At 66.0% G+C, this 25,004-nt stretch carries 29 protein-coding genes, 1 other RNA gene and 1 riboswitch; of the genes, 19 read left to right on the top strand and 11 right to left on the bottom strand.

Going from position 1 to position 25,004, the window contains the following annotated elements; translation table 11 throughout:
* Positions 1–86 precede the first annotated feature (86 nt).
* Together rsrA and AC1DDO_RS10800 are read right to left on the bottom strand one after the other, a co-directional pair.
* On the bottom strand, positions 87–347 hold the full coding sequence (gene rsrA, locus AC1DDO_RS10805; protein ID WP_390203920.1) for a mycothiol system anti-sigma-R factor: 261 nt from the start codon (positions 345–347) through the stop codon (positions 87–89).
* Positions 344–1,081 (bottom strand): sigma-70 family RNA polymerase sigma factor, encoded by a 738-nt coding sequence (locus AC1DDO_RS10800; RefSeq protein WP_441407467.1) that lies wholly within the window; start codon positions 1,079–1,081, stop codon positions 344–346. The genes rsrA and AC1DDO_RS10800 overlap by 4 nt, the downstream gene beginning before the upstream one ends.
* A gap of 248 nt (positions 1,082–1,329) precedes the next feature.
* On the opposite strand from AC1DDO_RS10800, the gene AC1DDO_RS10795 reads away from it, so the two are divergent.
* The 15 genes from AC1DDO_RS10795 to AC1DDO_RS10725 all read left to right on the top strand — a co-directional run bounded on the left by AC1DDO_RS10795 (position 1,330) and on the right by AC1DDO_RS10725 (position 14,005).
* Positions 1,330–1,845, top strand: coding sequence for a DoxX family protein (locus AC1DDO_RS10795; RefSeq protein WP_441407466.1), 516 nt, complete (start codon positions 1,330–1,332; stop codon positions 1,843–1,845).
* A gap of 7 nt (positions 1,846–1,852) precedes the next feature.
* Positions 1,853–3,256, top strand: coding sequence for a 3-phosphoshikimate 1-carboxyvinyltransferase (gene aroA, locus AC1DDO_RS10790; RefSeq protein WP_476971817.1), 1,404 nt, complete (start codon positions 1,853–1,855; stop codon positions 3,254–3,256).
* Complete coding sequence (rsgA, locus tag AC1DDO_RS10785; RefSeq protein ID WP_476868199.1) at positions 3,240–4,355, top strand: ribosome small subunit-dependent GTPase A; 1,116 nt, start codon at positions 3,240–3,242, stop codon at positions 4,353–4,355. Before aroA ends, rsgA begins: the two co-directional genes overlap by 17 nt.
* A gap of 76 nt (positions 4,356–4,431) precedes the next feature.
* A complete protein-coding gene (gene hisN, locus AC1DDO_RS10780) occupies positions 4,432–5,244 on the top strand; it encodes a histidinol-phosphatase (RefSeq protein ID WP_476868198.1) in 813 nt (270 codons plus the stop codon).
* A gap of 116 nt (positions 5,245–5,360) precedes the next feature.
* Positions 5,361–6,728 carry a glutamyl-tRNA reductase gene (locus AC1DDO_RS10775; protein WP_476971816.1) on the top strand — a complete coding sequence of 456 codons (1,368 nt, stop codon included), beginning with the start codon at positions 5,361–5,363 and terminating at the stop codon, positions 6,726–6,728.
* A gap of 76 nt (positions 6,729–6,804) precedes the next feature.
* Positions 6,805–6,918: riboswitch (SAM riboswitch) on the top strand.
* A gap of 34 nt (positions 6,919–6,952) precedes the next feature.
* Positions 6,953–8,386, top strand: a complete 1,434-nt coding sequence (locus tag AC1DDO_RS10770) for an aminotransferase class V-fold PLP-dependent enzyme (protein ID WP_476868196.1) — start codon at positions 6,953–6,955, stop codon at positions 8,384–8,386.
* A 170-nt stretch (positions 8,387–8,556) separates the two neighbouring features.
* Complete coding sequence (locus tag AC1DDO_RS10765) at positions 8,557–9,330, top strand: class I SAM-dependent methyltransferase (protein ID WP_476868204.1); 774 nt, start codon at positions 8,557–8,559, stop codon at positions 9,328–9,330.
* A gap of 144 nt (positions 9,331–9,474) precedes the next feature.
* Complete coding sequence (locus AC1DDO_RS10760; protein ID WP_476868195.1) at positions 9,475–10,761, top strand: Nramp family divalent metal transporter; 1,287 nt, start codon at positions 9,475–9,477, stop codon at positions 10,759–10,761.
* 16 nt (positions 10,762–10,777) lie between these two features.
* Positions 10,778–11,494 carry a metal-dependent transcriptional regulator gene (locus AC1DDO_RS10755; RefSeq protein WP_476868194.1) on the top strand — a complete coding sequence of 239 codons (717 nt, stop codon included), beginning with the start codon at positions 10,778–10,780 and terminating at the stop codon, positions 11,492–11,494.
* Between the two features lie 12 nt (positions 11,495–11,506).
* The gene (locus AC1DDO_RS10750; RefSeq protein WP_476868193.1) at positions 11,507–11,956 is read left to right on the top strand and encodes a fluoride efflux transporter FluC; all 450 of its coding nucleotides are present in this window, start codon (positions 11,507–11,509) and stop codon (positions 11,954–11,956) included.
* Positions 11,956–12,324, top strand: a complete 369-nt coding sequence (gene crcB / locus AC1DDO_RS10745) for a fluoride efflux transporter CrcB (protein WP_476868192.1) — start codon at positions 11,956–11,958, stop codon at positions 12,322–12,324. Before AC1DDO_RS10750 ends, crcB begins: the two co-directional genes overlap by 1 nt.
* A gap of 58 nt (positions 12,325–12,382) precedes the next feature.
* Positions 12,383–12,754 carry a hypothetical protein gene (locus tag AC1DDO_RS10740; RefSeq protein WP_223979876.1) on the top strand — a complete coding sequence of 124 codons (372 nt, stop codon included), beginning with the start codon at positions 12,383–12,385 and terminating at the stop codon, positions 12,752–12,754.
* A gap of 47 nt (positions 12,755–12,801) precedes the next feature.
* Positions 12,802–12,936 (top strand): hypothetical protein, encoded by a 135-nt coding sequence (locus tag AC1DDO_RS10735; protein ID WP_390203933.1) that lies wholly within the window; start codon positions 12,802–12,804, stop codon positions 12,934–12,936.
* 197 nt (positions 12,937–13,133) lie between these two features.
* Positions 13,134–13,604: a DUF6325 family protein gene (locus AC1DDO_RS10730; protein ID WP_476868191.1), complete on the top strand. Its 471-nt coding sequence runs from the start codon at positions 13,134–13,136 to the stop codon at positions 13,602–13,604.
* A 38-nt stretch (positions 13,605–13,642) separates the two neighbouring features.
* Complete coding sequence (locus AC1DDO_RS10725; protein ID WP_476868190.1) at positions 13,643–14,005, top strand: SHOCT domain-containing protein; 363 nt, start codon at positions 13,643–13,645, stop codon at positions 14,003–14,005.
* Positions 14,006–14,082: 77 nt separating this feature from the next.
* Here AC1DDO_RS10725 and AC1DDO_RS10720 read toward each other — a convergent pair whose 3' ends face one another.
* Positions 14,083–14,235, bottom strand: coding sequence for a hypothetical protein (locus AC1DDO_RS10720; protein WP_476868189.1), 153 nt, complete (start codon positions 14,233–14,235; stop codon positions 14,083–14,085).
* A 1,087-nt stretch (positions 14,236–15,322) separates the two neighbouring features.
* On the opposite strand from AC1DDO_RS10720, the gene AC1DDO_RS10715 reads away from it, so the two are divergent.
* The 4 genes from AC1DDO_RS10715 (at position 15,323) to AC1DDO_RS10700 (ending at position 17,922) form a co-directional block, all read left to right on the top strand.
* The gene (locus tag AC1DDO_RS10715; protein ID WP_476868187.1) at positions 15,323–16,339 is read left to right on the top strand and encodes an ATP-grasp fold amidoligase family protein; all 1,017 of its coding nucleotides are present in this window, start codon (positions 15,323–15,325) and stop codon (positions 16,337–16,339) included.
* 132 nt (positions 16,340–16,471) lie between these two features.
* Positions 16,472–16,954 carry a hypothetical protein gene (locus tag AC1DDO_RS10710; protein WP_476868186.1) on the top strand — a complete coding sequence of 161 codons (483 nt, stop codon included), beginning with the start codon at positions 16,472–16,474 and terminating at the stop codon, positions 16,952–16,954.
* The gene (locus tag AC1DDO_RS10705; RefSeq protein WP_476868185.1) at positions 16,947–17,327 is read left to right on the top strand and encodes a hypothetical protein; all 381 of its coding nucleotides are present in this window, start codon (positions 16,947–16,949) and stop codon (positions 17,325–17,327) included. Before AC1DDO_RS10710 ends, AC1DDO_RS10705 begins: the two co-directional genes overlap by 8 nt.
* 352 nt (positions 17,328–17,679) lie before the next feature.
* Positions 17,680–17,922: a hypothetical protein gene (locus AC1DDO_RS10700; protein ID WP_476868184.1), complete on the top strand. Its 243-nt coding sequence runs from the start codon at positions 17,680–17,682 to the stop codon at positions 17,920–17,922.
* 31 nt (positions 17,923–17,953) lie between these two features.
* On the opposite strand, the gene AC1DDO_RS10695 is transcribed toward AC1DDO_RS10700, so the two are convergent.
* The 8 genes from AC1DDO_RS10695 to prfB form a co-directional block, all read right to left on the bottom strand.
* Positions 17,954–18,679, bottom strand: a complete 726-nt coding sequence (locus AC1DDO_RS10695; protein ID WP_476971815.1) for a site-specific integrase — start codon at positions 18,677–18,679, stop codon at positions 17,954–17,956.
* Complete coding sequence (locus tag AC1DDO_RS10690; RefSeq protein WP_476868182.1) at positions 18,660–18,950, bottom strand: hypothetical protein; 291 nt, start codon at positions 18,948–18,950, stop codon at positions 18,660–18,662. Before AC1DDO_RS10690 ends, AC1DDO_RS10695 begins: the two co-directional genes overlap by 20 nt.
* Before the next feature lie 489 nt (positions 18,951–19,439).
* Positions 19,440–19,809, bottom strand: a transfer-messenger RNA (tmRNA) gene (gene ssrA / locus AC1DDO_RS10685).
* 103 nt (positions 19,810–19,912) lie between these two features.
* Complete coding sequence (gene smpB / locus AC1DDO_RS10680) at positions 19,913–20,383, bottom strand: SsrA-binding protein SmpB (protein WP_090581234.1); 471 nt, start codon at positions 20,381–20,383, stop codon at positions 19,913–19,915.
* Positions 20,384–20,495: 112 nt separating this feature from the next.
* Entirely contained in the window at positions 20,496–21,899 is a 1,404-nt protein-coding gene (locus AC1DDO_RS10675; RefSeq protein WP_476868181.1) for a peptidoglycan DD-metalloendopeptidase family protein, read from the bottom strand.
* A 26-nt stretch (positions 21,900–21,925) separates the two neighbouring features.
* A complete protein-coding gene (gene ftsX / locus AC1DDO_RS10670; protein ID WP_390203939.1) occupies positions 21,926–22,840 on the bottom strand; it encodes a permease-like cell division protein FtsX in 915 nt (304 codons plus the stop codon).
* Positions 22,837–23,658, bottom strand: coding sequence for a cell division ATP-binding protein FtsE (gene ftsE, locus AC1DDO_RS10665; protein ID WP_476868180.1), 822 nt, complete (start codon positions 23,656–23,658; stop codon positions 22,837–22,839). Before ftsE ends, ftsX begins: the two co-directional genes overlap by 4 nt.
* Positions 23,659–23,850: 192 nt before the next feature.
* A complete protein-coding gene (gene prfB / locus AC1DDO_RS10660) occupies positions 23,851–24,966 on the bottom strand; it encodes a peptide chain release factor 2 (RefSeq protein WP_018775243.1) in 1,116 nt (371 codons plus the stop codon).
* Positions 24,967–25,004: the final 38 nt, after the last annotated feature.

The following is a 25,004-nucleotide window of genomic DNA, read 5'->3' as shown; positions in this document are numbered from 1 at the left end:
ACCTAGCGGTTCCGGGGTCTTTGGCTTATGCAGTGAGGAGAGCCTCAGGCCGTGCCGCGAGCCTCAGGCAGTGAGCGGTGCAGGGCTCAGGCTTCCACAGTCCGGATCGAGTGGATCCGGTCCAGGATGGAGTTCTTGAGGTTTTCCGGAGCCGCTTCGGTGCACGAACGCTTGACCATTACGCGGATGACGCATTCGAGGTCGTACTGCTCCAGGCACTCCGGGCAACTGTCCAGATGGTTCTTGATCTCTGCGATGTCCTCGTGCGTGAGTGCGCCATCCAGATACTCATAGATACGTTGCATCCGGGCGTCGTCGCAATCGCCCAGTCCCTGGCAGTCGCTCATTTCCTGTTCTCCTGTTTCTTGCTGTCGGCCGCGTCGTTTGACTCGGTGGCGGCCCTGAATCCTCGTTCGGCGGCATAGTCCGCAAGCATGTCCCGCAGCATCTTCCGGCCGCGGTGCAGCCGGGACATGACGGTTCCGATGGGGGTGTTCATGATTTCTGAAATTTCCTTGTACGCGAATCCCTCGACGTCCGCGAAGTACACGGCCAGCCGGAACTCCTCAGGAATCGACTGCAGGGCGCGCTTCACATCAGAATCGGGCAGGTGGTCCAGGGCCTCGGCCTCCGCCGACCGCAGGCCGGACGAGGTATGCGACTCGGCGCGGGCAAGCTGCCAGTCCTCGATGGTGTCCGAATTCGACTGCAGCGGCTCGCGCTGGCGCTTCCGGTACAGGTTGATGTAGGTGTTGGTGAGGATGCGGTACAGCCAGGCCTTCAGATTGGTTCCGGGCTTGTACTGGTGGAACGCGGAAAACGCCTTCGTGTACGCCTCCTGGACCAGGTCCTCGGCGTCGGAGGGATTCCGCGCCATCCTCATGGCCGCCGAATATAACTGGTCCACATATTGCATGGCGTCACGCTCAAAGCGCACGCGGCGCTCTTCCGCGGACTCGGTGGAGACGTCCAGGGGCTTTCCGTCCACCTCGGTTTCCAAGGCGGCAGAACTTTTCGTGGGCGTGGCGTCGTTTCCGGCAACCTCGTGCATGGCCGCAACGGCCGGGTCCATGGTGCTCATTGCGTTCAAGTCTACTGTTACCTTCTGCCGGGCACCCGGAACAGCCGGAAGCGCGAGGCCCCACGTTTGTCCCGAACCGGTTTCCAGTTCCGCCCTGTCCAACACCCGCGTCAAATGTCCGCCTTCCTGAGCCTGCTGGGATCTGCCTTTCACAACCACGCGCTGCGGGCAAATATTCCGCAAAAGTGCAAGACTAGAACCGGTTCTCCCGCAGTGAAGCCGCGGTTCGTCCATCCAGGAGGAAATTCATGTCGTTTGTCCGCTTTCTCGCCCGGCCCATGCTCGCCTCCAGTTTCGTGCTCGCCGGCATGGACAAGCTCAAGAACGCGGACGACACCGCCACACAGTTGTCCCCTTTGGTACGCCGCGCGGCCGACTCGCTGCCGTTCCAGCCCAACGAAAAAGTCCTGGCCCGGGTGATCGGCGGAACCCAGGTCGGCGCCGGCGTCTGCTTCGCTCTGGGCAAGTCCGCCCGGCTGGCAGCCACCGTGCTCGCCGTGATTTCGGTCCTTAACACCTACGTCGAATGGCGCAGCGCGGACATCACGTCCAAGGAGGCCCGCAACGCCCGCCGCAAGCAGCTCCTGAAAAACGTCTCCCTCACCGGCGGCGTCCTCCTCGCCGCGGTCGATACCGCCGGCAAGCCCAGCCTGGCCTGGCGGGCCGGACACCTGGCCGCGGACGCCCGGAAGACAACCAACAAACAGCTGAAAAAGGCCGACAAAGTCGTCCGCAAGGCCGTCGACCACACAGCCGGAGCCTAAGACGGTAATGACTGGCACCACCCCCTCCGCAGCGGCCCCTTCCCACTCTGCCGGCCTGGATACTCCCGACACCGGTCCGCACTGGCCTGCGCCCTTCGCGGCACGGCCGGTCGATGCCACCGTCACCGTTCCGGGCTCCAAGTCCCTGACCAACCGGTACCTCGTGCTCGCGGCCCTCGCGGACGGGCCGTCCCGTCTCCGCGCTCCCCTGCACTCCCGGGATTCGGCCCTGATGATTGAGGCCCTGCGGCAGTTGGGAGCCACAGTCACCGAGGTTCCCGGCGACGGCGCCTTCGGCCCCGACCTGGAAATCAGTCCGATCAGCCTGGACGCCGCGGCGATGGACTCCGCGATCGACTGCGGCCTGGCCGGCACCGTCATGCGCTTTGTGCCCCCGGTCGCGGCGCTGCGCCGTGGCGAATCCCGCTTCGACGGCGACCCGCACGCCCGCAAACGCCCGATGGGCACCATCATCGAGGCCCTGACCGGATTGGGTGTCGCGGTGAGCGCGCCCGACGGCGGAACGACGTCGTCGTTGCCTTTCACCGTCCACGGCACGGGCGAAGTGCGCGGCGGACACCTCGTCATCGACGCCAGCGCGTCGTCCCAGTTCGTCTCGGCCCTGCTGCTGGCCGGTGCACGCTTCACCGAGGGACTCCACCTCGAACACGTCGGAAAGCCCGTGCCAAGCCTGGACCACATCAACATGACCGTGGCCGTGCTGCGGGGCGTGGGCGTGGCGGTTGATGACTCCGTGCCGAACCACTGGGTTGTCGCGCCGGGCCCGATCCGCGCCTTCGACCAGCGGATCGAGCAGGACCTCTCCAACGCCGGACCGTTCCTGGCGGCTGCCCTCGCTACCCGCGGCACCGTGCGGATCCCGAACTGGCCCGCGGAAACCACCCAAGTGGGCGACCTCTGGCGCGGCATCCTGACCGCCATGGGCGCGGGCGTGAGCGTGGAGCGCGGGACCCTGACCGTCACCGGCGGGCCGCAGATCAAGGGCGGCGACTTCGACGAGACCAGCGAGCTCGCCCCGACTGTTGCGGCGCTCTGTGCACTGGCCGCGGGTCCCTCGCGGCTGACCGGGATCGCCCACCTCCGGGGCCACGAAACGGACCGGCTCGCCGCCCTCGTCGCCGAAATCACCCGCCTCGGCGGCGACGCCGAAGAGACCGCCGACGGTCTCATCATCCGCCCGGCCACGCTGCACGGCGGCGTGGTGCACAGCTACGCGGACCACCGCATGGCCACCGCCGGCGCCATCCTTGGCCTTGCCGTGCCCGGCGTGGAGGTCGAGGACATCGCGACCACGGCCAAGACCATGCCCGACTTCCCGCAGCTCTGGGAAGCGATGCTGGCACAGGGACCCGCCGCAGATGAGGACACCGCCGGTGGCACGCAGCACTGATTCCTGGGACGAGTCCGACGTCCGGATCCGCCCGAACAAGAAGGGCACCCGGCCGCGCACGAAGGACCGGCCCGCCCACGACGACGCCGTCACCGGACGCATCATCACCGTTGACCGCGGCCGCTACACGGCCGTCGTCGATGAAGGGACCCCCGGCGAACGCAAGATCATCGCGGCGCGGGCCCGGGAACTGCGCCGCAATCCTGTGGTGGCCGGCGACTTCGTCTCCCTGGTGGGGGACGTCACCGGCGAGCCGGACACCCTCGCGCGGCTGGTCAAGATCCAGGACCGCAAGACGCTGCTGCGCCGCAGTGCCGATGACACCGATCCGATCGAACGCGCCGTCGTGGCCAACGCCGACCAGCTGGTGGTGGTGGTCGCCGCCGCCAACCCCGAGCCGCGGACCGGTTTCATCGACCGCGCTCTGGTGGCCGCGTACGACGCCGGCATTGAGCCGCTGCTGCTCGTCACCAAGGCAGACGTCAAGGATCCCGCAGAGCTGCTGTCCAATTACCAGCACCTCGACTTCCCCGTCATCATCTCCAAAACGGCGGACTCCGCCGCTTCCGGCATTGACGCCCGCTCCGACGACGGGCTCTCCGCCCGGCTGGACAAGGACGCGGTGTCCCAGCTGCGCGGCTATCTCGATGGCAAGGTCACCGTGATGCTGGGCCATTCCGGCGTCGGCAAGTCCACCATGGTCAACGCCCTGACCGGGGCCGAGCGGGCTACCGGAGGCGTCAACGCGGTGACCGGCCGCGGCCGCCACACTTCCTCCTCCGCGCTGGCACTGAAGGTCAACGACGCCCCGGCCGGCAGCTGGATCATCGACACCCCCGGCATCCGGTCCTTCGGGCTGGCCCACGTGGACCCCGACCGGATCCTGCGTTCCTTCCCGGACCTGGAACCGGGCACCGATGACTGCGAACGCGGCTGCAAACACGACGCCACCGCCGTCAACTGCGGCGTCGACAAGTGGGTTGCGGCCGGGCACGCGGGACCCTCCGGACCCGCCCGGCTCGCGTCCCTACGCCGGCTGCTGGGCACTGACCCGCGGATGGAAGCGCAGGAAACCAAGGAACTGGGCACCGTGTCCTAGCCAGCCGGGTTCGCGGGCGGCGGCGCAGTGCCGCGGCCTCCCGGCGGCCGGGCCGCTTTGACGGTAGTTTGGAACCATGAGCCAATCCGCTTCAAGCTACAACGATGACCTGCGCCTTGCCCATGTACTGGCAGATTCCGTCGATTCCCAGACCATGAGCCGCTTCAAGGCGCTCGACCTTCGGATCGAGACGAAGCCGGACCTCACCCCCGTCACCGATGCCGACAAGTCGGCTGAAGAGGCCATCCGCGGCCAGCTCTCCCGCTCCCGTCCGCGCGATGCGGTCCTGGGCGAAGAATTCGGCAGCTCGGGCCATGGCTCCCGCCGCTGGATCATCGACCCGATCGACGGCACCAAGAACTTTGTCCGCGGCGTGCCCGTCTGGGCCACCCTGATCGCCCTCGTCGACGAGGGCGAGCCGGTGGTCGGCGTCGTCAGCGCGCCGGCACTGGGCAAGCGCTGGTGGGCTGCGAAGGGAGCAGGCGCCTACACGGGCCGCTCGCTCGCCGCCGCCACACGGCTGAAGGTCTCCAACGTATCCAAGCTCGAGGACGCCTCACTGTCCTACTCCAGCCTGGGCGGCTGGAAGCAGCGCGGGAACCTGGACGAGTTCCTGGGCCTCACCGAAGAGGTCTGGCGGACCCGCGCCTACGGCGACTTCTGGTCGTACTGCCTCGTGGCCGAGGGTGCCGTTGACATCGCCTGCGAACCCGAACTGAACCTTTACGACATGGCCGCGCTGGTGCCGATCGTGACCGAGGCCGGCGGCCGCTTCACCTCGCTCGAGGGCGAGGACGGCCCCTTCGGCGGCAACGCCCTGGCCACCAACTCAATCCTCCACTCGGAAGTGCTCAAGCGGCTCAACCCAGGGCTCGACGACCTCCTCTAGGCTCCACCCTCAAGGATTCCCAAGGGCCCCTGTACGACTCTGTCCCCAGCTTCACTGTCAGTCATGGCGCTGTCAGTCATGGCGCGGAGCGGGCATCGAGTGGCAGGAGGGCAGCCATGTCTGGATCGGTTCACCCCGCGGATCCCGAAACCCCCGACCCCGGCGTCGGTCCGGTCCTGCTGGTCCTCATTGCGAAGTACCGGGACCTGGACATAGAGTCCGCCGCCAGGCTCCACGCCGTCTCCCCGGAACTGGGCCAGCATCTGCTCGCCGGCAGTTCCGCCGTGTCCGGAGCCGTCATCGTGTCCACCTGCAGCCGCTTCGAGATTTACTGCGAGGTGGCGTCCGGGGAGCACGTAGCAGCCGCCTGTTCCGAGGCCCTGGGTACGGTCCGCCTCTGCGCGAACCTCCCCGCGGCGCGGCTTGCGTGCCTGTTCGAGCACTTCTCCGGGGCGTCGGCGGCGGAACATCTCTTCTCCGTTGCAGCCGGCCTGGATTCCGTCGTGGTGGGCGAGCGCCACGTCGCGGGCCAGGTCCGGCGCGCCCTCGCTGAAGCACAGGCTACGGGTACTGCGGGCGGGCTTCTGGTCCGGCTGTTTCAGGAGGCGTCCCGCACCGGCAGGGCTGTGGGGGCCCGGATCGCGCTCGGCAGCACCAGCAGGTCCATAGCATCCGTGGCCCTTGATTTGGCCACCGCCGGAGGAGCACAGCCGTCCCTGGCCGATGCGTCCGTGGTCCTCTTTGGCACCGGCTCCTACGCCGCGTGCGTCGCGGAGATCCTCAGGAGCAAACGATGCCCCACCATTTCCGTCTTCTCCCAATCCGGCCGGGCGGAGTCGTTTGTGGCAAGCCGGGGTGGCACGCCGCTGACGGACCGGGAGCTGCCCGCCGCCGTTGCGCGGGCAGAAATCATCATTGGCTGCAGCGGCACGGAGAAGCGCATCGGGGCAGCCCAACTGGCGGATTGGCGGGATGGCACCGTCCATCCCCTCACCGTCATCGACCTCGCTCCCAGCCATGACTTCGACCCCGGTGTGGCGGATCTGCCGGGCGTTGAACTGATCACCCTGGACTCTGTTGGATCCGCCGCTCCCCCGGCGGACGCCGAGGCGCTCCGCCTCGCCCGCGCCATGGTCCGGCAGGCGGCGCACCGCTTCGAAAAACGCGAGGAACTGCGCGCAGCCGACGCCGCAATCGTGGCCCTGCGCCGGCACGTCCACCAGGTCCTCGAAGCTGAAATGGAGCGCGTCCTGCGGCAACACGGCAGCGCCGCCCAGGCTGAGGATGTGAACCTGGCGATGCGCCGAATGGTCCGCCGGCTGCTTCACCTTCCAACAGTCCGCGCGCGGGAACTGGCCGCGGACGGCCGGCAGCACGACTACGCGGCAGCAGTGGAGGCCCTGTTCGGCCTCAGTGTCCAGCCCGCCGGCGCCCGCACCTTGCCTCCCCTGACGCGTGTTGCGGCGGATCCGCGTGCTTCGTAGGCCTGGTCCGTAATAATCCGCTTCACAATCGCCGGCGCCTTTTCCCCGGCTGCGCTGATGTCCTACGCTCGATGCAGGTCACGAGTGCCAGCGCTAAACCCCGGTTTGCTGGCCGGCAACCCTCCTTTCGCGGTGGGGTGCCCCGGGTGACGACCTGGCCGGTCCGGAACGGACCCGGCAAGCGCGGATTCCCACCATGTGGGGTCCTGGTCGAGTGAGGTCCCATGACAACTGCCATTTTCCCCGCAGCCCCCGAATTCCACGCCGGCTCCGACGCAGCGCGCCCTGACGGACGCCGCGCCGTCGCGGCCCGGCCGCTGGCCGCCGTCACCGGGGCCGAAATCCAGGCCCCGCTGATCACAGGCGGCCACGCCCGCTACGCCAACCTCGACTACGGCGCCTCCGCACCGGCCCTGTCCGTCGTCTCGGCCTACCTGAACGAAATCCTGCCGTACTACGCGAGTGTGCACCGCGGCGCCGGCTATGCATCGCAGATCAGCACCTCCGTCTACGAGAACGCCCGGGACATTGTGCGGGACTTCGTCGGCGGCCGTGCGGACGATTCCGTGATCTTCACCCGCAACACCACCGATTCACTGAACCTGCTGGCCGGCTGCCTGCCGCTGCGCGACGGCCGCCCCGCCGGTGAGGTCCTCTATCTCGACATCGAGCACCACGCCAACCTCCTGCCCTGGCAGAACGTCCCGCACCGCAGCGTCGTGGCCGCTCCCACCCTCGCAGCCACGGTGGACCGCCTCCGGGACGAACTCGCCCGCGGCGGCGTCAGCCTGCTCGCCGTCACCGGCGCCTCGAATGTCACCGGGGAGATCCTGCCGATCCGGGCCCTCGCCGCACTGGCGCACGAGTACGGCGCCAGGATCGTCGTCGACGCCGCGCAGCTGGCCCCGCACCGGCGGATTGACATCGCCGCGGACGACGTCGACTACCTCGCCTTCTCGGGGCACAAGCTGTACGCCCCGTTCGGCTCCGGCGTGCTGGTGGGACGGACCGACTGGCTCGACGCCGGCACCCCGCACCTGGCCGGCGGCGGCGCCGTCCGTGACGCCCGGCTCGACTCCGTCAGCTGGACCACCGGGCCGGCCCGGCACGAGGGCGGCTCGCCGAACGTCCTGGGTGCTGCCGCCCTGGCCCGCGCCACCCAGGTCATCGCGGCACTGGACCCGGAGCAGTGGCAGGCCCACGAGGACGCCATCCGGTCCTTCCTGGTCGAGGGTCTCGAAGGCATCGAGGGCGTGACCGTGCACCGGATATTTGCCGATTCCGAAGCGGGCGATCAGACCGGCACCATCGGCGTCGTGAACTTCTCGGTCGAGGGCTACGACGCCGGGCTGGTGGCCGCCTACCTGTCGGCCGAACACGGCATCGGCCTGCGCGACGGCCGCTTCTGCGCCCACCCGCTGCTCAAGCGGCTCGGCCTGCCCGCCGGCTCCCTGCGCGCGAGCTTCGGCCTCGGCTCACGGCTGGAGGACGCCGAGCGCCTGCTGGCCGGCCTGCAGCAACTGCGGCAAACCGGACTCGGCTGGGACTACGTGGTGGATGCCGGCCGCTGGGTACCGGCCCACGACACCCGCACCTACCCGCATTGGGCGCCGAACACCCCCGGCACCGCCGGTGCCGCCCCCTGCAACCTGGACTAGCGGCGTCGAGCTGGCCGTGTGGACTACCAGGCCTGCGGAATTAGGGCCCGGCGCGGGTGCGGTAAATTCGAAAGGTATCTGAACCAACAGGACCTTTCCGAAGGAGATCGCACGTGCCACGCGGCGAACCCAAGCTGCCCAGCGCATCGAAACTGCATAGCGGACCGAAACTGCACAGCGCATCGAAACTGCACACCGGTCCCAAACTGCGCGGTGAACGGCGCCAGGAACTCGGCCAGAGCTTCCAGGACGGCGGGGAGCACTATGAACGTGTCCGCCCCGGTTATCCGCAGGATTCGGCCGACTGGCTGATCCCGGCGGGAGCCAGTGACGCGGCAGACATTGGCGCCGGCACGGGCAAGTTCACCGCGCTGCTTGTCGCCCGGGGACTGCACACGGTTGCCGTTGACCCCTCCGCCGACATGCTCGGGCAGCTGCGCCGGACCCTGCCGGCTGTCACCGCCGTCGAAGGCCGCGCCGAAGACACCGGACTTGAACCGGAGTCCTTCGACGTGGTCACGGTTGCCCAGGCGTGGCACTGGTGCGACCCCCGTGTGGCCAGTACCGAGATCGCCCGGATCCTGCGGCCGCACGGCGTCCTTGGCCTGGTCTGGAACCAGCTCGACACGGCGGTGCCGTGGGTGCACCGGCTCTCACGCATCATGCATGCCGGGGACGTCCACAAACCGCACTTCCGGCCGCCTGTGGGCCCTGAGTTCACGGGCCTGGAGAGCCATCTGACACGGTGGGAGGATCCGGTCACCACGGAGGACATCCAGGAGCTGACCAAGTCCCGCAGCTACTACCTCGCGGCATCGGAGCCGACCCGGGCAAAAGTCATGGCCAACCTCGACTGGTACCTGCACGAGCATTTGGGGCACGCCCCCGGCGACGTCCTCAAACTCCCCTACCTGACCCAGACGTGGCGGGCGACGCGGACCTGACGCCCCGGATTGCATGCAGGGCCTGCTGGGCTTATTGTTTCGGTATGCCTAATAATTACTTGTAGGCATCCGTAACTTTGATGCCGGCCCCTGCCGGTGCCGATCATCGCGTCAACGCCGACGCACCAACCACAGGAGCAGGCAGTGCTGGACGTCAAGGGACACGAACAACCGCCGCAGGACGCACGCACCTACAAACATCCGGGTGCCCGCAGGGCGCTGATCGGACTGCTGGGGCCGGCATTCGTGGCGTCGATCGCCTACGTGGACCCTGGCAACGTGGCCGCCAACCTGACCGCCGGCGCGCAGTACGGCTACCTGCTGGTGTGGGTCCTGGTGGCCGCCAACATCATGGCCGTACTGGTCCAGTACCAGTCCGCCAAGCTCGGGATCGTCACGGGCAAGAGCCTCCCGGAGATCCTGGGCGAGCGGCTCAAACCGCTCGCCCGCCGCGCCTTCTGGCTGCAGGCCGAAATCGTGGCAGCCGCCACCGACCTCGCCGAAGTGGTGGGCGGAGCAATCGCCCTGAACCTGCTTTTCGGGCTCCCCCTCCCCCTTGGCGCCGTGATTGTGGGCGCGGTGTCGATGCTCCTGCTCGCGGTGCAGGCCCGGGAAAAACAGCGGCCCTTCGAATTCATCATCATGTTCCTGCTCGGCATCATCACCATCGGCTTCCTGGCCGGGCTGTTCATCAGCCCGCCGGATCCGGGGGCCGCCCTGGCCGGCCTCGTGCCCGGCTTCCAGGGCCCGGACACCGTCCTGCTGGCCGCCAGCATGCTCGGCGCTACCGTGATGCCGCACGCCATCTACGTCCACTCGGCGCTGTCCCGCGACCGGCACCGCCCGGACCAACACCTGCATGTCCCCCCGTCGGCCATCGACCACCTGGTCCGGGCCACACGACTCGACGTCGGGGCCGCGCTGGCCATCGCCGGAGTCGTCAACATCGGCATGCTGCTCCTCGCCGCCTCCACCCTCGGGGGCGAGGACGGCACGGACACGATCGAGGGCGCCCACGCCGCCATCACCGCCAACCTGGGCCCCATCGTCGGGGTGGTCTTCGCGGTCGGGCTCCTCGCGTCCGGCCTGGCATCCACCTCCGTGGGCTGCTACGCAGGCGGAACCATCATGCAGGGCCTGCTCAAGATCCGGATCCCCGTCATGGCCCGCCGCGTCGTGACCCTGATTCCGGCCATTGTCCTGCTGGCCGTCGGCTTCGACCCCACGTGGGCGCTCGTCCTGAGCCAGGTGGTCCTCAGCTTCGGGATTCCCTTTGTCCTGGTCCCGCTCGTGGTATTGACCAGCAACAAGGCCCTGATGGGCCAGTTTGCCGACGGCATGGCCCTCCGAATCGCAGCCATCATCAGCGTCGTGCTCGTCGTGGCACTAAATCTGGTCCTGCTGTGGCTCACGTTCTCCGGGAAGAGCTGACGGTAGGCTTAGGTCTGTGAAGACCAGTACGCCCTCCTCCTCGATCGAGGACTACGTCAAGGTCATCTATTCCTTCACCGAGTGGCAGCGGAAGCCCATCACTTCCTCGCAATTGGCCCAGCGCCTAGGCGTCGCCAACTCCTCGGTCTCGGAAATGGTCCGCAAGCTCAAGGACCAAGGCCTCGTAGACCACAAGCCCTACAGCGCCGTCACGCTCACCAGCGACGGCGTCCGGCTCGCCCTGTCCATGGTCCGGCGGCACCGGCTGATCGAGACGTTCCTCGTCCGGGAGCTCGGGTACCGCTGGGACGAGGTCCATGACGAAGCCGAGCTCCTGGAGCATGCCGTCTCCGACACGTTCATTGAACGGATGGCGGCCAAGCTGGGGAACCCTACCCGGGACCCGCACGGCGATCCCATCCCGGCCGCTGACGGCTCCGTCCTGGTGCCGGCCGCCCACCGCCTGAGCGACCTCGACGACGGCCATACCGGCCGGATCACCCGGATCAGCGACGAAAACCCCGAGCTCCTGCGCTACCTCGCGGCCGAGGACATCGTCCTCGACGCCGAAGTGGAAGTGGTGGGCCGCCGGCCCTTCGGCGGCCCCATGGTGGTACGGATCGGTTCAGCCGCGGCACCGCGCGAATTCGATTTGGCCGAGGAAGTCGCCTCCGCACTCTGGGTCCACAGCGATGCCGCGCACTCGGGCTGCAGCGTCCCCGCCCATGACTGAAACGTGCGCTGAGTGAGGAGTGCCCTGGACCAGCGCCACACCGTGCCCCGCCCCGGCGTTCCGGGCTGGAAGGCCTGGTCCGCCGTCGCCGTCGGCGGGCTGATCGGAACGGAACTGCGCTACGGCGCCGGCCTGGTCTTCCCCGAAAGCACCGGCGCGGTCCCCTGGACCACGCTGGCGATCAACGTGGCCGGAAGCTTCATCCTGGCCACCCTGACCACCCTCTGGATCGCCCGGCCACAGACGGCCTTCTGGCTGCGTGCCGGCATCGGTCCGGGCATCCTGGGATCCTTCACCACTTTTTCGGCGCTGGTGATGGCCATTGACCAGCAGATCATTGCCGGCTTCCACTCCACCTGGCTGGCCTACCTCGCGCTCTCGCTCGTCCTGGGCCTCGGGGCCGCCGCTGTCGGCTGGAAAACCGGCAAGGCAATTGCGGACCTTCGCGGAGGCGCCCGATGATGACGGCGCTCCTGGTCGGTGTCTTCGGGGTGGCGGGAGCGCTCCTGCGGTTCGCCGTCGACTCCTGGTTCGCGCACCACCAAGGCTCCCGTCCGCACTGGCCGTGGGCCACGTTTGCGGTCAACGTCGCCGGCTCGTTCATCATCGGCTTATCCGTGGGACTGACCGGCCACCTGGAGCTGGGAGCCGACTGGCACGCAGCCATCGCGACCGGACTCGCCGGCGGGCTGACAACCTTCAGCTCATGGAGCACCGCGACGGTTCGCCTGGTCAGCGAAACGCGTTACCGGGCGGCGGCGCTGAACATAGGCTCCAACCTGCTCGCGGGTCTCGCCGCCGCGGCGCTCGGCATCTACCTCGCCGGCTGAGGACCCTCTGCCGGCTCCCGGTGGCTACGGGCCGCCGTCGTTCCCGTAAAGTTGAAGGATGGTTACCCGACGTGAAGCAGCCCAGATCCTCGACATTCCGCTGGAAATGGCGCACCGTCACGGCATCCCTTCACGACTGTCCGAGGCCGAGCTCGGCGAGCTGCTGGACAATCCCCCTGCATGGCTGGTCCAGTCCAAGGCGAACCGGACCGGCAAGCGGCCCGTCTGGGTCCAGCTCACCTGCGCGGTCTGCGGGTTCTCCGAGGCTGCCCGGCCCAAGAAGTGGTGGCCGGACTTCACGTATGTCTGTTGCGCCCACCACGAAGCCCGCGACATCCCTGTCCTGGGGCCGGGGCTCGTGCGCAGTGTCTACGACGGCGTCGGCAGCCGCTTCGCGGGCATCGTGGACGCCGCCGTCCCCGAGGCGTAGCGTAAAAGGCGGGGCTACTCCGGGCCCCTGCCGTGAGGGAGAGCACCATGCCTGACAAGACGCCGCACCAGAGTACGACGAAGAAGTCGGTCAAGACGATCAAAGAGAAACGGGCGGAGAAAAAGGCGAAGCACATCGTCGACGCCCACACCGATCAGGTGTCGCACATCAAGAAGCGCTGACACAGCGAAAAGGCCGGAAGCCGTTGCTTCCGGCCTTTTTTGCTGTGTTGTGGGCTCACCCGAAACGGATGATGCGGCGGGACTCCCGGTGGCGCTTTAGTGGACTTGAGATCCTCGTCGGGAAAGCCGGGATCCTGCCCCACAGCAAGAGAGAGGCGCGCTGGACGGTGCGCACGAAACAGACCGGAGGAAAGCCAGTGACTACCACACCGGAGACCGAGGCCCACGGGCCGGTCGACTTCGTACTCCTCGAGTTCCCCATTGCAGGATTGACGGGACGGGCCAGCGAAGAACTCGTCAAGCTCGTCGAGCAGGGCGTGGTCCGCCTCTTCGACCTCCTGGTCGTCATGAAGAACGAGGACGGCACGGTGGAGGTGCTCGAACTGACAGACCCCGGCGGTCCAGCGGCCGGATTCGCCTACTTCGACGGCGCACGCTCCGGGTTGCTTGGCGATGACGACATTGCGGAGGCCGCGGCCACGCTTCTGCCAGGCACGGTGGCCGCGCTGATTGTCTACGAGAACACCTGGGCGGCACCGTTCGTCGCCGCCGTTCGAGAAAGCGGAGGCGAGCTCATCGCGAGCACCCGGATCCCCGCACCGGACGTGATGGAAGCGCTCGACGCCCTGGAGGCCGTCGACGCCGCGCCGCCGGTGGCCGACGCGTAACACTGACGCACAAGACGAGACGTGACAGGAGCAGAATAATGGGACTTCTTAGGGGCATGGCGAGGACAGCGGTGGTTGCCGGGACGGCATCGGCGGTCAGCGGCCGCGTCCAGCGCCGGCAGGCCAATAAGTTTGCCGAGAAGGACGCCGCGACCGCGGCCAAGCAGCAGGAGGCCTACGACGCGCAAATGGCCCAGCAGCAGCCACCCCCACAACAGGTCTACCAGCAACCTGTCTACCAGCAGCCGCCGCCGCCTCCACCGGCAGCCGCTCCGGCCCCGGCCGGAGGCATCACCGACGACGCCATCCAGCAGCTCAAGGAGCTCGGCGCGCTGAAGGAACAAGGCATCCTCACCGAGGAAGAGTTCGTTGCCCAAAAGGCGAAGATCCTCGGCACGTAGTTCCGATCACACAGGGTTCCGGTCAAACGGGTAGGGAGGCGCCGGGAGGCGCTTCCCTTTCCTTTGTCACGATCGTTCTAGGTGTACTGCGCCGGGACGACGAATCCTGCCGGGTGAACCGCGATCCTGATCGCCAGGCCATTGCGCGGCTCGGCGGCAACCAGCGAGCCCACCTTGGTGGCGTCGGTCGAATAGAGGCACTGGAACCATTTGATCGGAAAATCGGTCAATCAGCAGGAATTGGATCACCTGGTCCTCCCAGTCCCGCGGCGACGGGTGGAAATGCTTCTGCTTCAAAATTTCCGTCCACGGAATGTCATTGATGCTGGAAAACACGATGCCCTTCCTTCACAAGTGCGTGCCAGCTAAGTAGGGAGAATCCGTCCGCGAGCCGTAAGGGGCCTTCGGATTCTGGCCCGCACCAATCACCGCGGGTACTACGTTGCAGGCCCGCGACCAGGGCGGCCGTGTTAACGCACAAAACTCCCCGCCAACCGAAGTCAGCAGGGAGTTTTGAGTTCTCGATACGGGGTGGAGCACCCTTGTCGGGGCTCCCATGTGGAGATGGGGGGAATTGAAAACCCGTTATGCCACTTTTCTGGACAATCGTTGTAGCTAGGCTCCCTCTACATTCCGCAGTTCTTGCCTAGGTTTTGTCCACGTCGTTCTAGGTTGTGTTGGCGAGGCCAACAAAGATTCCAACCCAAAGAGAGCCCCACATTCGGATCATCCGAGTGTCGGGCTCTTTTGTCGTTTACTCAGCTGCGCGGCCGGCGGCCGGTGCCGCCGGGGCGTGACGCCAGGACGGCGGCGCGCAACACTTCAAGCAGATCCTCGCCCAGGGCCGCGCAAATTGCTTCGACGTCGTTCGCCGTGAACGCGACCTCGTCACGAAGGCGCTTGGACAGGTATCTTTGCGGCGCTCACCAATGCCGCGTCGACTCCAAGCACGGCAGCAACAATATCGGCGAACGGCAATATCCCATTCGCCTACTTGTCCTAAGAGCCGTAGGAAGCCGAGTGCCCCTGAGCCTCGTTGCGGGCTGCCGATAGTTCTCTCCGGTAGTCCGCAACGGTCAGGACACCGTTAGTGTCCAACACATTTTGGATGCGCTCGATCAGCGGCGGCATTTCGTAGTGCTCAACGAGCCAGTCGTATTCCCCATCCAAGTGTTTGCGCTGGTCAGCCACGGTTCCCCCAAAGAATTACGCTCCGCGCCCCATGCGCGGTGACGTGAGTCTACACGCATGTTTTCCGCAGTTTCTGCGCACCGTAACATTCACCTGCCGTCCAGGAGGCGCACATGAAAGTCCCCCATGATTGACGGCATCCCCGCATGGGTGGGCATCTCGTCGCCCATCGCGACGGCGCTCTCCATGTTTTACCTGGTGTTCACGGGGTGTCTCATCCCGAGGGCTTCCCACAACGACGTCGTCAAGGTGCTCCCGGGGCACTGGATCTCATATTGTAGGATGATTTGGCCCCGGCGTGTGGCCGGTGGTCACCTGGGGGAGGTTTTGCGGTTGAAGTTCATTGAGCAGTTAAGGGCACGTGGCGAACATGAAGAGGTACCTCCGCCGCCGTGGTACCTCCACGACAAGCTCAAATGCTACGACTTCTGTGAGGCGGTCGGGCTACCCACGGTACGGGTTCTGAAGAAGTTCGCCCACCCCAGCGACATCACCCTTGACGGGCTGCCGGACGAGTTCGTGCTCAAGCCGGCGTACCACTCTTCCTCCATCGGCGTTATGGTTCTCGCCCGGAAGGACGACGATGTCTTCTTCGACGCCATGACGAAGAAGGATTGGACCTTCGATCAGATCATGGAGCACCAGCTCCTGATCCACGACGATCACCCCAGAACTCAGAAGTTCACCATCGTGGAAGAGAAGATCCAGGACCTTTCCGGGAAGGTAATCCCGGACGACTTCAAGGCGTACGCCTTCCATGGTGACATCGCTTTGATCCTCCAGATTGACCGCAACGGCGGCAGACCATCCCTCGCCTGGTACGACGGCGATTTCATGCCCGTCACGGACGACCGGGTGTGGACCAACGAAAAGTATTTCAACAAGAAGGAACATGATCAGCCTGCCGATTGGGATCGCCTATTGGATCTGGCCCGTCGCGCCTCGCTGGCGACCCCGACTGCCTTCGGCAGCTTTGACATGTACTCCTCCACCCGAGGCCCACTTCTGGGCGAGGTGACGCTGGTGCCGGGAGGGTTCTACTTCGGCAAATACTTTGTCCCGTCTCAGAAGCAGGACATGCTCATGGGCCAAATGTGGGAGAGGGCACTCATCCGCCTGGGCCGCAGCCCGCTGAACCGCTGAGGGACACCGCAGAACAACTGCGGTGTCCCACCGTACTCCTCAAGACCCGCTACCGGGTCTTTTTTTGTGCCTAAATTCGTGTGGCCCGGGGCTGCACCCATGCCCCCAAGGAGGCGCATATGAAAGTCCCCCATGATTGACCGGGCCCTGACCCTCGGCGCTACGCTCTGGCGATCGCTCGGCAGGCTGACGCGCACCGACTGGGCATTCATTCACGCCAAGGTGGCCCTGGGCTTCCTACACATGATCCCTCTCGTGCAGCTCAATTCCGTTCGGGACAACCTCACGCAGGTATTCGTGCCCGTCTGGTTCGCGACGACCTTCGCAGGGTTTTGGGTGAGCGTCGTCGGCCTCGTGATGTCCGCGCAGAAGTATGAGACCCGACGCCGCGGCTTCCGCTGTGAGGTGAGCGGCCTGATCCTCCTGCTGTCCGGGCCCGTCGTGTTCATCCTCATGCAGGCCGGGATCTGGTACACCACCGGCCAGCAGCGCATCGTCACCATCGCCCTCTACTACGTAATCGCCTCATTCATCCTGGCGCGCATGGTCATGGTCAAATCCGCGGCGAAGTCACGCACCGTGATCTTCCGATACCTGGAGGAAGGCGATGACTGAGCCTCCTTCGCCCCTGACCCTCGCGCTCGGCCTGGACAGCATGGCCGACGACCCCGTAGACCCAAACCTTCCACTCCCCCTGCCGCTGCTGCTATCCATCGTGGGGTTGGCCGGCGCGGTCCTGACCGCACTCATCGCCGCCATCGCCAAACGCTGGCGCACCCCCGCCGACGTCCGCGAAGACCGCAAGATCGGCTTCGAAGCAGACCAACGCCTCCTGAAACGCTTCGAAGACATGCTCAAAGAGCGCGACACCAAGATCACCGCGCTGGACACCCGCCTGGAGCAACTCAACGCGAAAGTCGAGGGCTACCAGCGAGAGCGCACCATCCTCATCGACTTCGTGTACGAGCTGGTCCGCATCTTCCAATGAAGGAACCGGCTCCCAGACTTCCTGCCTGCCTAGGAAGGGGTGCCCTTGATGCCAGTGGGACCCTTGTGGTTATACTCAGGGCTTGGGGGCGCCTTAGACGGTGTATGTCGGAAGCGTTCAGCAGCCAAAACTATCTGCCAACCACCGACAGGAGGTGCGGGGAACCGTGCCAGCATTGAAACGATCGATCCTCCGTAAAGCAGCAGCCGCTGCCGCCCTATCCGTCGCCCTGGGAGCCGGAGCGCTCACGGCGGCGGCCCCGGCCAGCGCCGCAACCTGTCCACCGGTATTCAATCGGTGCCCCTCGTCATGTGCCGAAACTACCGCGAGTTGCACAGCCGGCGCGTCCACCGTGTACGTCACCCCGGGAACAATCCTGGGGGCGAACAAGTACGGCTGGCCTAAGGGCACCAAGCTGGAATACCGCTGGTTCTTGAACGGCGAAGTCTTCGCGGGCGGCTGGCATGAAACCACTAGGGTCTGGGGGCCTCCGGGCCCTTACGGCAAAGGCGATAAGTACGTGGTCCGCGTCAAGGGCACATTGAACGGCAAGGTCAGCTACCGGTTCAGCAGGACGTACATCGTCCGCTACTAACGACCACGCACAGAGAACCCCCGCCAGTTCATCACGACTGACGGGGGTTTTCGTGTTCAATCAGTCCCCCGACACGGTTGATAGTCGACCGCGCTTCAAGAAGGTCATTGTCCGCCATCGCCCATACCCAGCGCGTCCGCAGCTGCGGCGTCAGAGGCTTTGGCAAGGGGGCGTAGACACGGAGTGTGGTCTGGGGGTCCTCATGCCCGAGCCGGGCCTGCACGACGTGCACGGGCACGTTGGCGTCGAGCAGGTGCGTGGTGTGCGCGTGCCGGATCTCGCGAATCCACGGTTTGCGCTCCAGCTCCTTGCCGACCAGCTCCCCAATAAGCGGCTGCCACACCTCCTTGTGGAAGCGCGAGTTCTTGATGTAGTCGCCGTCTGGCCAAACGAAGTCGTCGAGCTCGATCTCCTGCAGGCGATCGGCCAGGGCGGCGGAAAGACTCGCGTTGCACGTGACAGTGCGGTTGGCTTTCTTGGTCTTCGGGCGCCCGATCTCTTCGCCCTTGCCCTTGGACTTCCATGCCCGGTTGACGCGCACGGCGGCGCGCCCGTCCCTGATGGTGATGTCCCGCCGGCGGAGCGCTGTGGCCTCGGAGTAGCGGAGGTCCGTGCCGCCCAGGAATCGGATGAACAGCCAGTAGTGCGGGTCGATGCGGTCGGCGAGCATGACGAGATCTTCGGGCGAAAGGTAGACGGCCTCGCGAGCTTCGTTGAGGTCTGCCTCTGCGACTCCCTTAGCTGGGTTGCGGGTCATGGTTTCGGCGTCCATGGCGGTGACGAACGCGGCGGAGAGCAGCGCATGGATGTTCTGCTTGGGTCTTCCGCGAGAGTGGCTGATCGACTGTCTGGTTGGCGCCCTGCTTGACCGTTAGCCCGTCCAGCCAGTCGATCACCGCGGCCTTGTTGACCTTGCCCACGGGCGTGCGGCCCGGGTCGCTGGACGCGATTTGCGCGGCCGCCATGTTCCGGTATTTCGCGATCGTGCCCGGCTGGGGTTTGCGCAACAGGTCGATGTGGCGGACCACGACTTCATAGACGGTCGGCGCGGTCGAGTCTTTCGGACCTTCGCAGTGGCTGCCAGCTTGTAGCTGTTCCCGTTGGCATCAAGGAATGCCTTCAGCTCGAGCGCATTGTCGCGCGCTTCCCCGGGCCCGTAGTCCTTGTCGGAGAATGTGCGCGTCTTGAGGCCTGTCCCTGGATCCCGCCACGTGACTGTGTGCGAGGACCCGCCCTTGGTGAGCTCGCGCGTACGGATGCTAGCCACGGCGCGCCCCCGCTGCTGTTGAGTGCCCGGCACAGAATGTCGAACCCGTCGGCGCCGGGGCCGGGCACTCGTATGCGGACGCCAGGCCGATCCAGACGTAGTCAGCGCAGAGTACGTCGCGCGATTCCGTTCTATGCTGTGTCGCTTCCATGCCTGTCCCCTAGCAAAGTCGTTTCTCGCCAACAAAATCGGGGTTCTCGCCAACAGGCAAAAGAAAACCCCTAGATCACAAGGATCTAGGGGCTAACTTAGGTGGAGATGGGGGGAATTGAACCCCCGTCCGATGTCGTGTTGTCAGGGCTTCTCCGGGCGCAGTTTGCGTTGGAGTTTCTCGGCCCCAGCCATGCTGCAAACAGCTGGCTGATCCGGGCCCAGTCATCTAAGAGTCCCGCTTACCCCGATGACGGAGGTAAACAGCAGTGGCTATCTAAATGACGCCAGGATCCGGGGCAATAGCAACCTCGGGCTGACGGACTGGTCTTACTGCTTAGGCAGCGAGAGCGAAGTCAGTGCGTTTTGATTCGGCACTTATTGGTTTGCAGACAGCGTTTACGAGATAATTCTGCATCCTCGGCCCGCTTCACCTGTCGCGACTTACATCGTCGAAACCGATCATCCCCGTATTTTTTTATCAAACCCGGACCTGACACTTTCGTATCCTTCCCGGACTACCAATCATAACGCACGGCCTCCAGGAAACATTCCCCTGCGGGCCCGTGGCCGCTAGCGGCGGTTGCGTTCGCGCATGACCCGCTGCGCCTCGCGCTTGTCCTGCTGCTCGCGCAGCGTCTGGCGTTTGTCGTATTCCTTCTTGCCGCGGGCGACGCCGATCTCGACTTTTGCGCGACCGTCCACGAAGTACAGCTGCAGCGGCACGATCGTGAACCCGGACTCGCGGATCTTGTGCGAGATCTTCGTCAGCTCCTCGCGGTGCAGCAGCAGCTTCCGACGGCGGCGCGCGGCGTGGTTGGTCCAGCTCCCCTGGTGGTACTCGGGGATATGGATGCCCTCCATCCACAGCTCGTCGTTGTAGAAGGTGCAGAAGCCGTCCACCATCGAGGCATGGCCTTCGCGCAGGGACTTCACTTCCGTGCCCATCAGCGCAATGCCGGCCTCATAGGTGTCAAGGATGAGGTAGTCGTGCCGGGCCTTGCGGTTGGTGGCCACTACCTTACGGCCACTTTCTTTGGGCACGGTAGTACTCCTAGGTTTGTTTGTGGTTCACTCCGGCCAAATGGTGCGGAGCCTTTCCAGTTTACGGCAGGGCAGACGCCGCAGCCGCGGACCCTCGCCGGGCAGGGCCGTTCTACAGCAGGTTCATCGGGTCCACGGCCCGGCCGTTGAGCCAGGTCTCGAAGTGCGAGTGGCATCCGGTGGAGTTGCCGGTGGTCCCCGAATAGGCGATCAGCTGGCCCCGCTCAACGTGCTGGCCGACCGAAACCGCCACGGACGTGTTGTGGTAATAGATCGTGGTCAGCGAGTTGCCCTGGATGACACCGTGGGAGATCTTGACGTTGTTGCCGCCGCCGTCGTTGGCCCAGCCTGCCGAGAAGACGGTGCCTGCCGCCGCGGCGTAGACGGGCGTGCCGCAAGGGGCGCCGAAGTCAATGCCGGTGTGCATGTAGCCGCCCTGGCCGTAGAAGTCGATGGTGCCCGGCGGCGTCGCACGCCAGCCAAACCCGGAGGTGATCGGGATATTGCCCGGGAACGGGTGCTGCAGGCCAAAGGCCGACGGTGAGCCCTGCGCCGGCGGGACGTAAGGCTGCACGGCCTGGCCCTGCGCACGGGCGGCGGCCGCAGCGGCCTCGGCGATGCGGCGCTGCTCGGCCAGCCAGGCCTCCCGCAGTTTCCGGTCGCGTTCGGCGATTTCGGCGGCGACGGCGTCCTGCTGCGCCTTGACCTGGGCGAGCTGGTTCTGGATGCCCGGTTTGGCGGCCTGGAGCTCGGCGTCGAGCCGCGTGGTGTCGGCGATGAGCTTGTCCACCGCGGCCTTCTTGGCCTGGGCCTCATCCCGGGCGGCCTTCTCCCGTGCCAGCGCGGCGTCGGCCTTGGCCTTGAGGTCGGTGATTTCCGCCTCGACGGCCGCCAGGCGTGCCTGGGCGTTGACGTTGGTGGCGTTCTGCTGGGTCAGCTTGTCCATCGCGGAGTTCTGGCTGCGAAGGGCCTGGTCCGCGAGATCGATCGTGTCGGTGAGGCTGCCGCCCTGGTTCGACCCGAAGAACAGAGACAGGTTGGACGGGACACCGCCGGACTTGTACGCCTGGGTGGCGATCTGGCCGATCAGTTTCCGGGTGTCCGCGATCTTCTGCTTGTCCGATTCGAGCTGCTGGGTGATTTTTGCCTTGTTCTGCTGTGCCAGGTCCACGCGGGCCGCGAGGGCCTCCACTTCCTGGACCGCTCCGGCCACCCTGCCCTGGGCATCCACGAGGGCCTGCTGGGCTCCGGGGAGCTGGCCCTGGTACAGGACCAGGTCCGCCGCAGCTTGTGCGATCTTTCCGTCCACGAACTCCAGGGAGTGCTGGACCCGGGCTGCCTCGTCGCGGAGCGCGGCCTGCTGGTCCTCGAGGCTGTCGGCGAAGGCCACGGGACTGGAGGCCCCCATGGTCCCGGCCAGGACCAGCGCCAGGGTGGCGCTGACCATCCGGCTGCGGCGTCCCACCAGGCGAAGCCGGAGGGACTGCCGGAGTGGGCGGCGGGCCATCGGTGTCATGAGCATTCCCTTTTCGTTGCGCAAAGCTAGACCCGCAAGTACCGGCGGAGGGTCAGCAGGGAGGAAATTCCGGCCAGGACGACGCCCAGGCCAATCAGGGCAGGTGCCAGGATCAGGGTCTGCCCGGGCGAGATGAACGCGGTGTCCGGATACTGCTTGGACATGACCTCGCCGAGGAAGAAGTGGGCCACGGCCCACAGGGTGCCGGAGGCCAGGGCCGCGCCGATCACCGCGGCGATGACGCCTTCGAGGATGAACGGCAGCTGGATGACCATCTTGGACGCGCCCACCAGGCGCATGATGCCTGTTTCGCGGCGGCGGCTGAAGGCGGAGAGCCGGATGGTGGTGGCAATCAGCAAGATGGCGCAAATGATCATGACGCCGGCGATGCTGACGGCCACCAGGGACGCCGCGTTCATGGCCGAGAACAGCCGCTCCAGCAGCTGCCGCTGGTCGATCACGGTCTCCACGCCGGCCTGGGAGGAGAAGGTCTCGCTGATGATCTCGTACTTCTCCGGGTCCTTCATGTTGATCCGGAACGAGGCCGGAAGCTGGTCCGGGGTCACGGAGTCAACGATCGGGGAATTGGAGAACTGTTCCTTGAAGTGCTTGTATGCGTCGTCTTTGGACTCGTACTGGAAGTCGTTGACGTACTGGGCCACCGCGGGCGACTGCAGGAGCTTGCGCAGGTTGTCCTCCTGCTCCGGCGTGGCCGGGCCGGTGGCGCAGCCGGGCGCCGTCGAACCGTCACTGCAGAGGAAGATGGCCACCTGGACTTTGTCGTACCAGTAGCCCTTCATCTGGTTGATCTGCAGCTGCAGCATGCCGGCGGCGCCGACAAAGGTCAGCGACACGAAGGTCACCAGGATCACGGAGATCACCATGGACAGGTTGCGGCGCAGGCCGCTGCCGATCTCGCTCAGGACGAATGCAAGCCTCACGCCTGGGCCTCCCCTGCGGCTCGGACCTCGGCGCGGGCTTCGGCGCGCGATCCGGCGCGTGGCGGCGCGGCGGGCGCAGGTTCATCCCGGCCGCTGGCGTCGCGCAGGCGGCGCGACTGGCCGACCACGGGAATCATGGATGTGTAGAGGGCCTTGGCCTCGTCGCGGATCACGACGCCGTTCTTGAGTTCGACCACCCGTTTGCGCATCTCGTTGACGATGTCGTCGTCGTGCGTGGCCATCACCACGGTGGTGCCGTTCTGGTTGATCTTGTCCAGCACGCCCATGATGCCCATGGAGGTGGTGGGGTCCAGGTTTCCGGTGGGCTCGTCGGCCAGCAGGATGCCGGGACGGTTCACGACGGCGCGGGCGATCGCCACGCGCTGCTGCTCGCCGCCGGAGAGTTCGTGCGGCAGCCGGTTTTCCTTGCCTTCAAGGCCCACGGTTTTGAGGACCTCGGGGACGGTGTCTCGGATGACGCTGCGGCTCTTGCCGATGACCTGCATGGCGAAAGCGACGTTGGCGAAGACGGTCTTCTGCGGCAGCAGTCGGAAGTCCTGGAAGACGACGCCGATTCCGCGGCGCAGCCGGGGCACGCGCCAGCTGGAGATGTTGGCGACGTTCTGGCCGGCGACGTAGACGGCGCCGGAGGAGGCGCGGTCCTCTTTGAGGACCAGGCGCAGGAACGTCGATTTGCCGGAGCCGGAGGCGCCGACGAGGAAGGCGAATTCGCCACGGTCGATCTCAAGGTTGATCGAATCCAGCGCCGGCCGCGCCTTCTGGTCATAGACCTTGGTGACATTTTCGAAACGGATCATGGCCCTAAGTACCCTGCAGGAGGAGGCCGTGGAGGCCCGATTCTGCCGCCGGGGCAAGGGCTTTCGTTTGGGGGAAGTAGAGCTCCGGCCCCTCGACTATACGCACGGGCCCCGGCGGAACCGCCGGAGCGGCGGGGCGTGTCGCGCGATTGTCAGGGACCTCCCAGCAGGGGCGCCAATCGACTCGTGGGCCTACTTCTCGGCGTTGCGGTTATCCGTCCGCCAGCGGATGCCGGCGTCAATGAAATCGTCGATTTCGCCGTCGAACACGGCCGAGGTGTTGCCGACCTCGTGCTCGGTGCGCAGGTCCTTGACCATCTGGTAGGGGTTCAGGACGTAGGAGCGCATCTGGTCGCCCCACGAAGCCTTGACGTCGCCGGCGAACGCCTTCTTCTCGGCGTCCTCCTGTTCCTTCTTCAGCAGCAGCAGCCGGGACTGCAGCACGCGCAGGGCTGCCGCGCGGTTCTGCAGCTGCGATTTCTCGTTCTGCATCGACACCACGGTGCCGGTGGGGATATGGGTCAGGCGCACCGCGGAGTCGGTGGTGTTGACGGACTGGCCGCCGGGGCCGGAGGAGCGGAACACGTCCACGCGGATCTCGTTGTCCGGGATGTCGATGGAGTCCGTCTGCTCGATCAGCGGGATCACTTCGACGGCGGCGAAGGAGGTCTGGCGGCGGCCCTGGTTGTCGAACGGGCTGATCCGGACCAGGCGGTGCGTGCCGGCCTCGACGCTGAGCGTGCCGAAGGCGTAGGGCGCCTTGACTTCGAAGGTGGCGGACTTCAGCCCGGCCTCTTCGGCGTAGGAGGTGTCCATGATGGTGGTCGGGTAGCCGTGGCGTTCGGCCCAGCGCAGGTACATCCGCAGCAGCATTTCGGCAAAGTCCGCCGCGTCCACCCCGCCCGCGCCGGCCCGGATGGTCACCACGGCTTCGCGCTCGTCGAATTCGCCGGAGAGCAGCGTGACGACTTCGAGGTCGGCCAGGGCCTTGCGGACGGATTCAAGCTCCGCGGCGGCTTCGCCCATGGAGTCGGCGTCGTCCTCGTCCTGGCCGAGTTCCACCAGGACCTCGAGATCATCGATCCGGGCCACCAGTTTGTTGAGCCGCTCGAGCTCTGTCTGCTTGTGCGAGAGCTTCGAGGTAATGACCTGCGCCGCGGCGGGGTCGTCCCAGAGGTTGGGTTCACCGGCCCGCTCGCTGAGCTCGGCGATGTCTTCCTTGAGCGCCTCGACGTTCGAGACGTTCTCGATGGACGCATAGGTGGCCCGCAGCGCGCGGATTTCAGCGGGAAAATCAATGTTTGCCATGGTTTTTTAAGCCTACGCTATGTGTCCTAGCCCCCTGA

It is taken from the genome of Arthrobacter sp. 10N43, from assembly GCF_056394525.1.
Note: the sequence above shows the minus strand (reverse complement) of the source record. Positions and strands in the feature narration are given on the sequence as shown.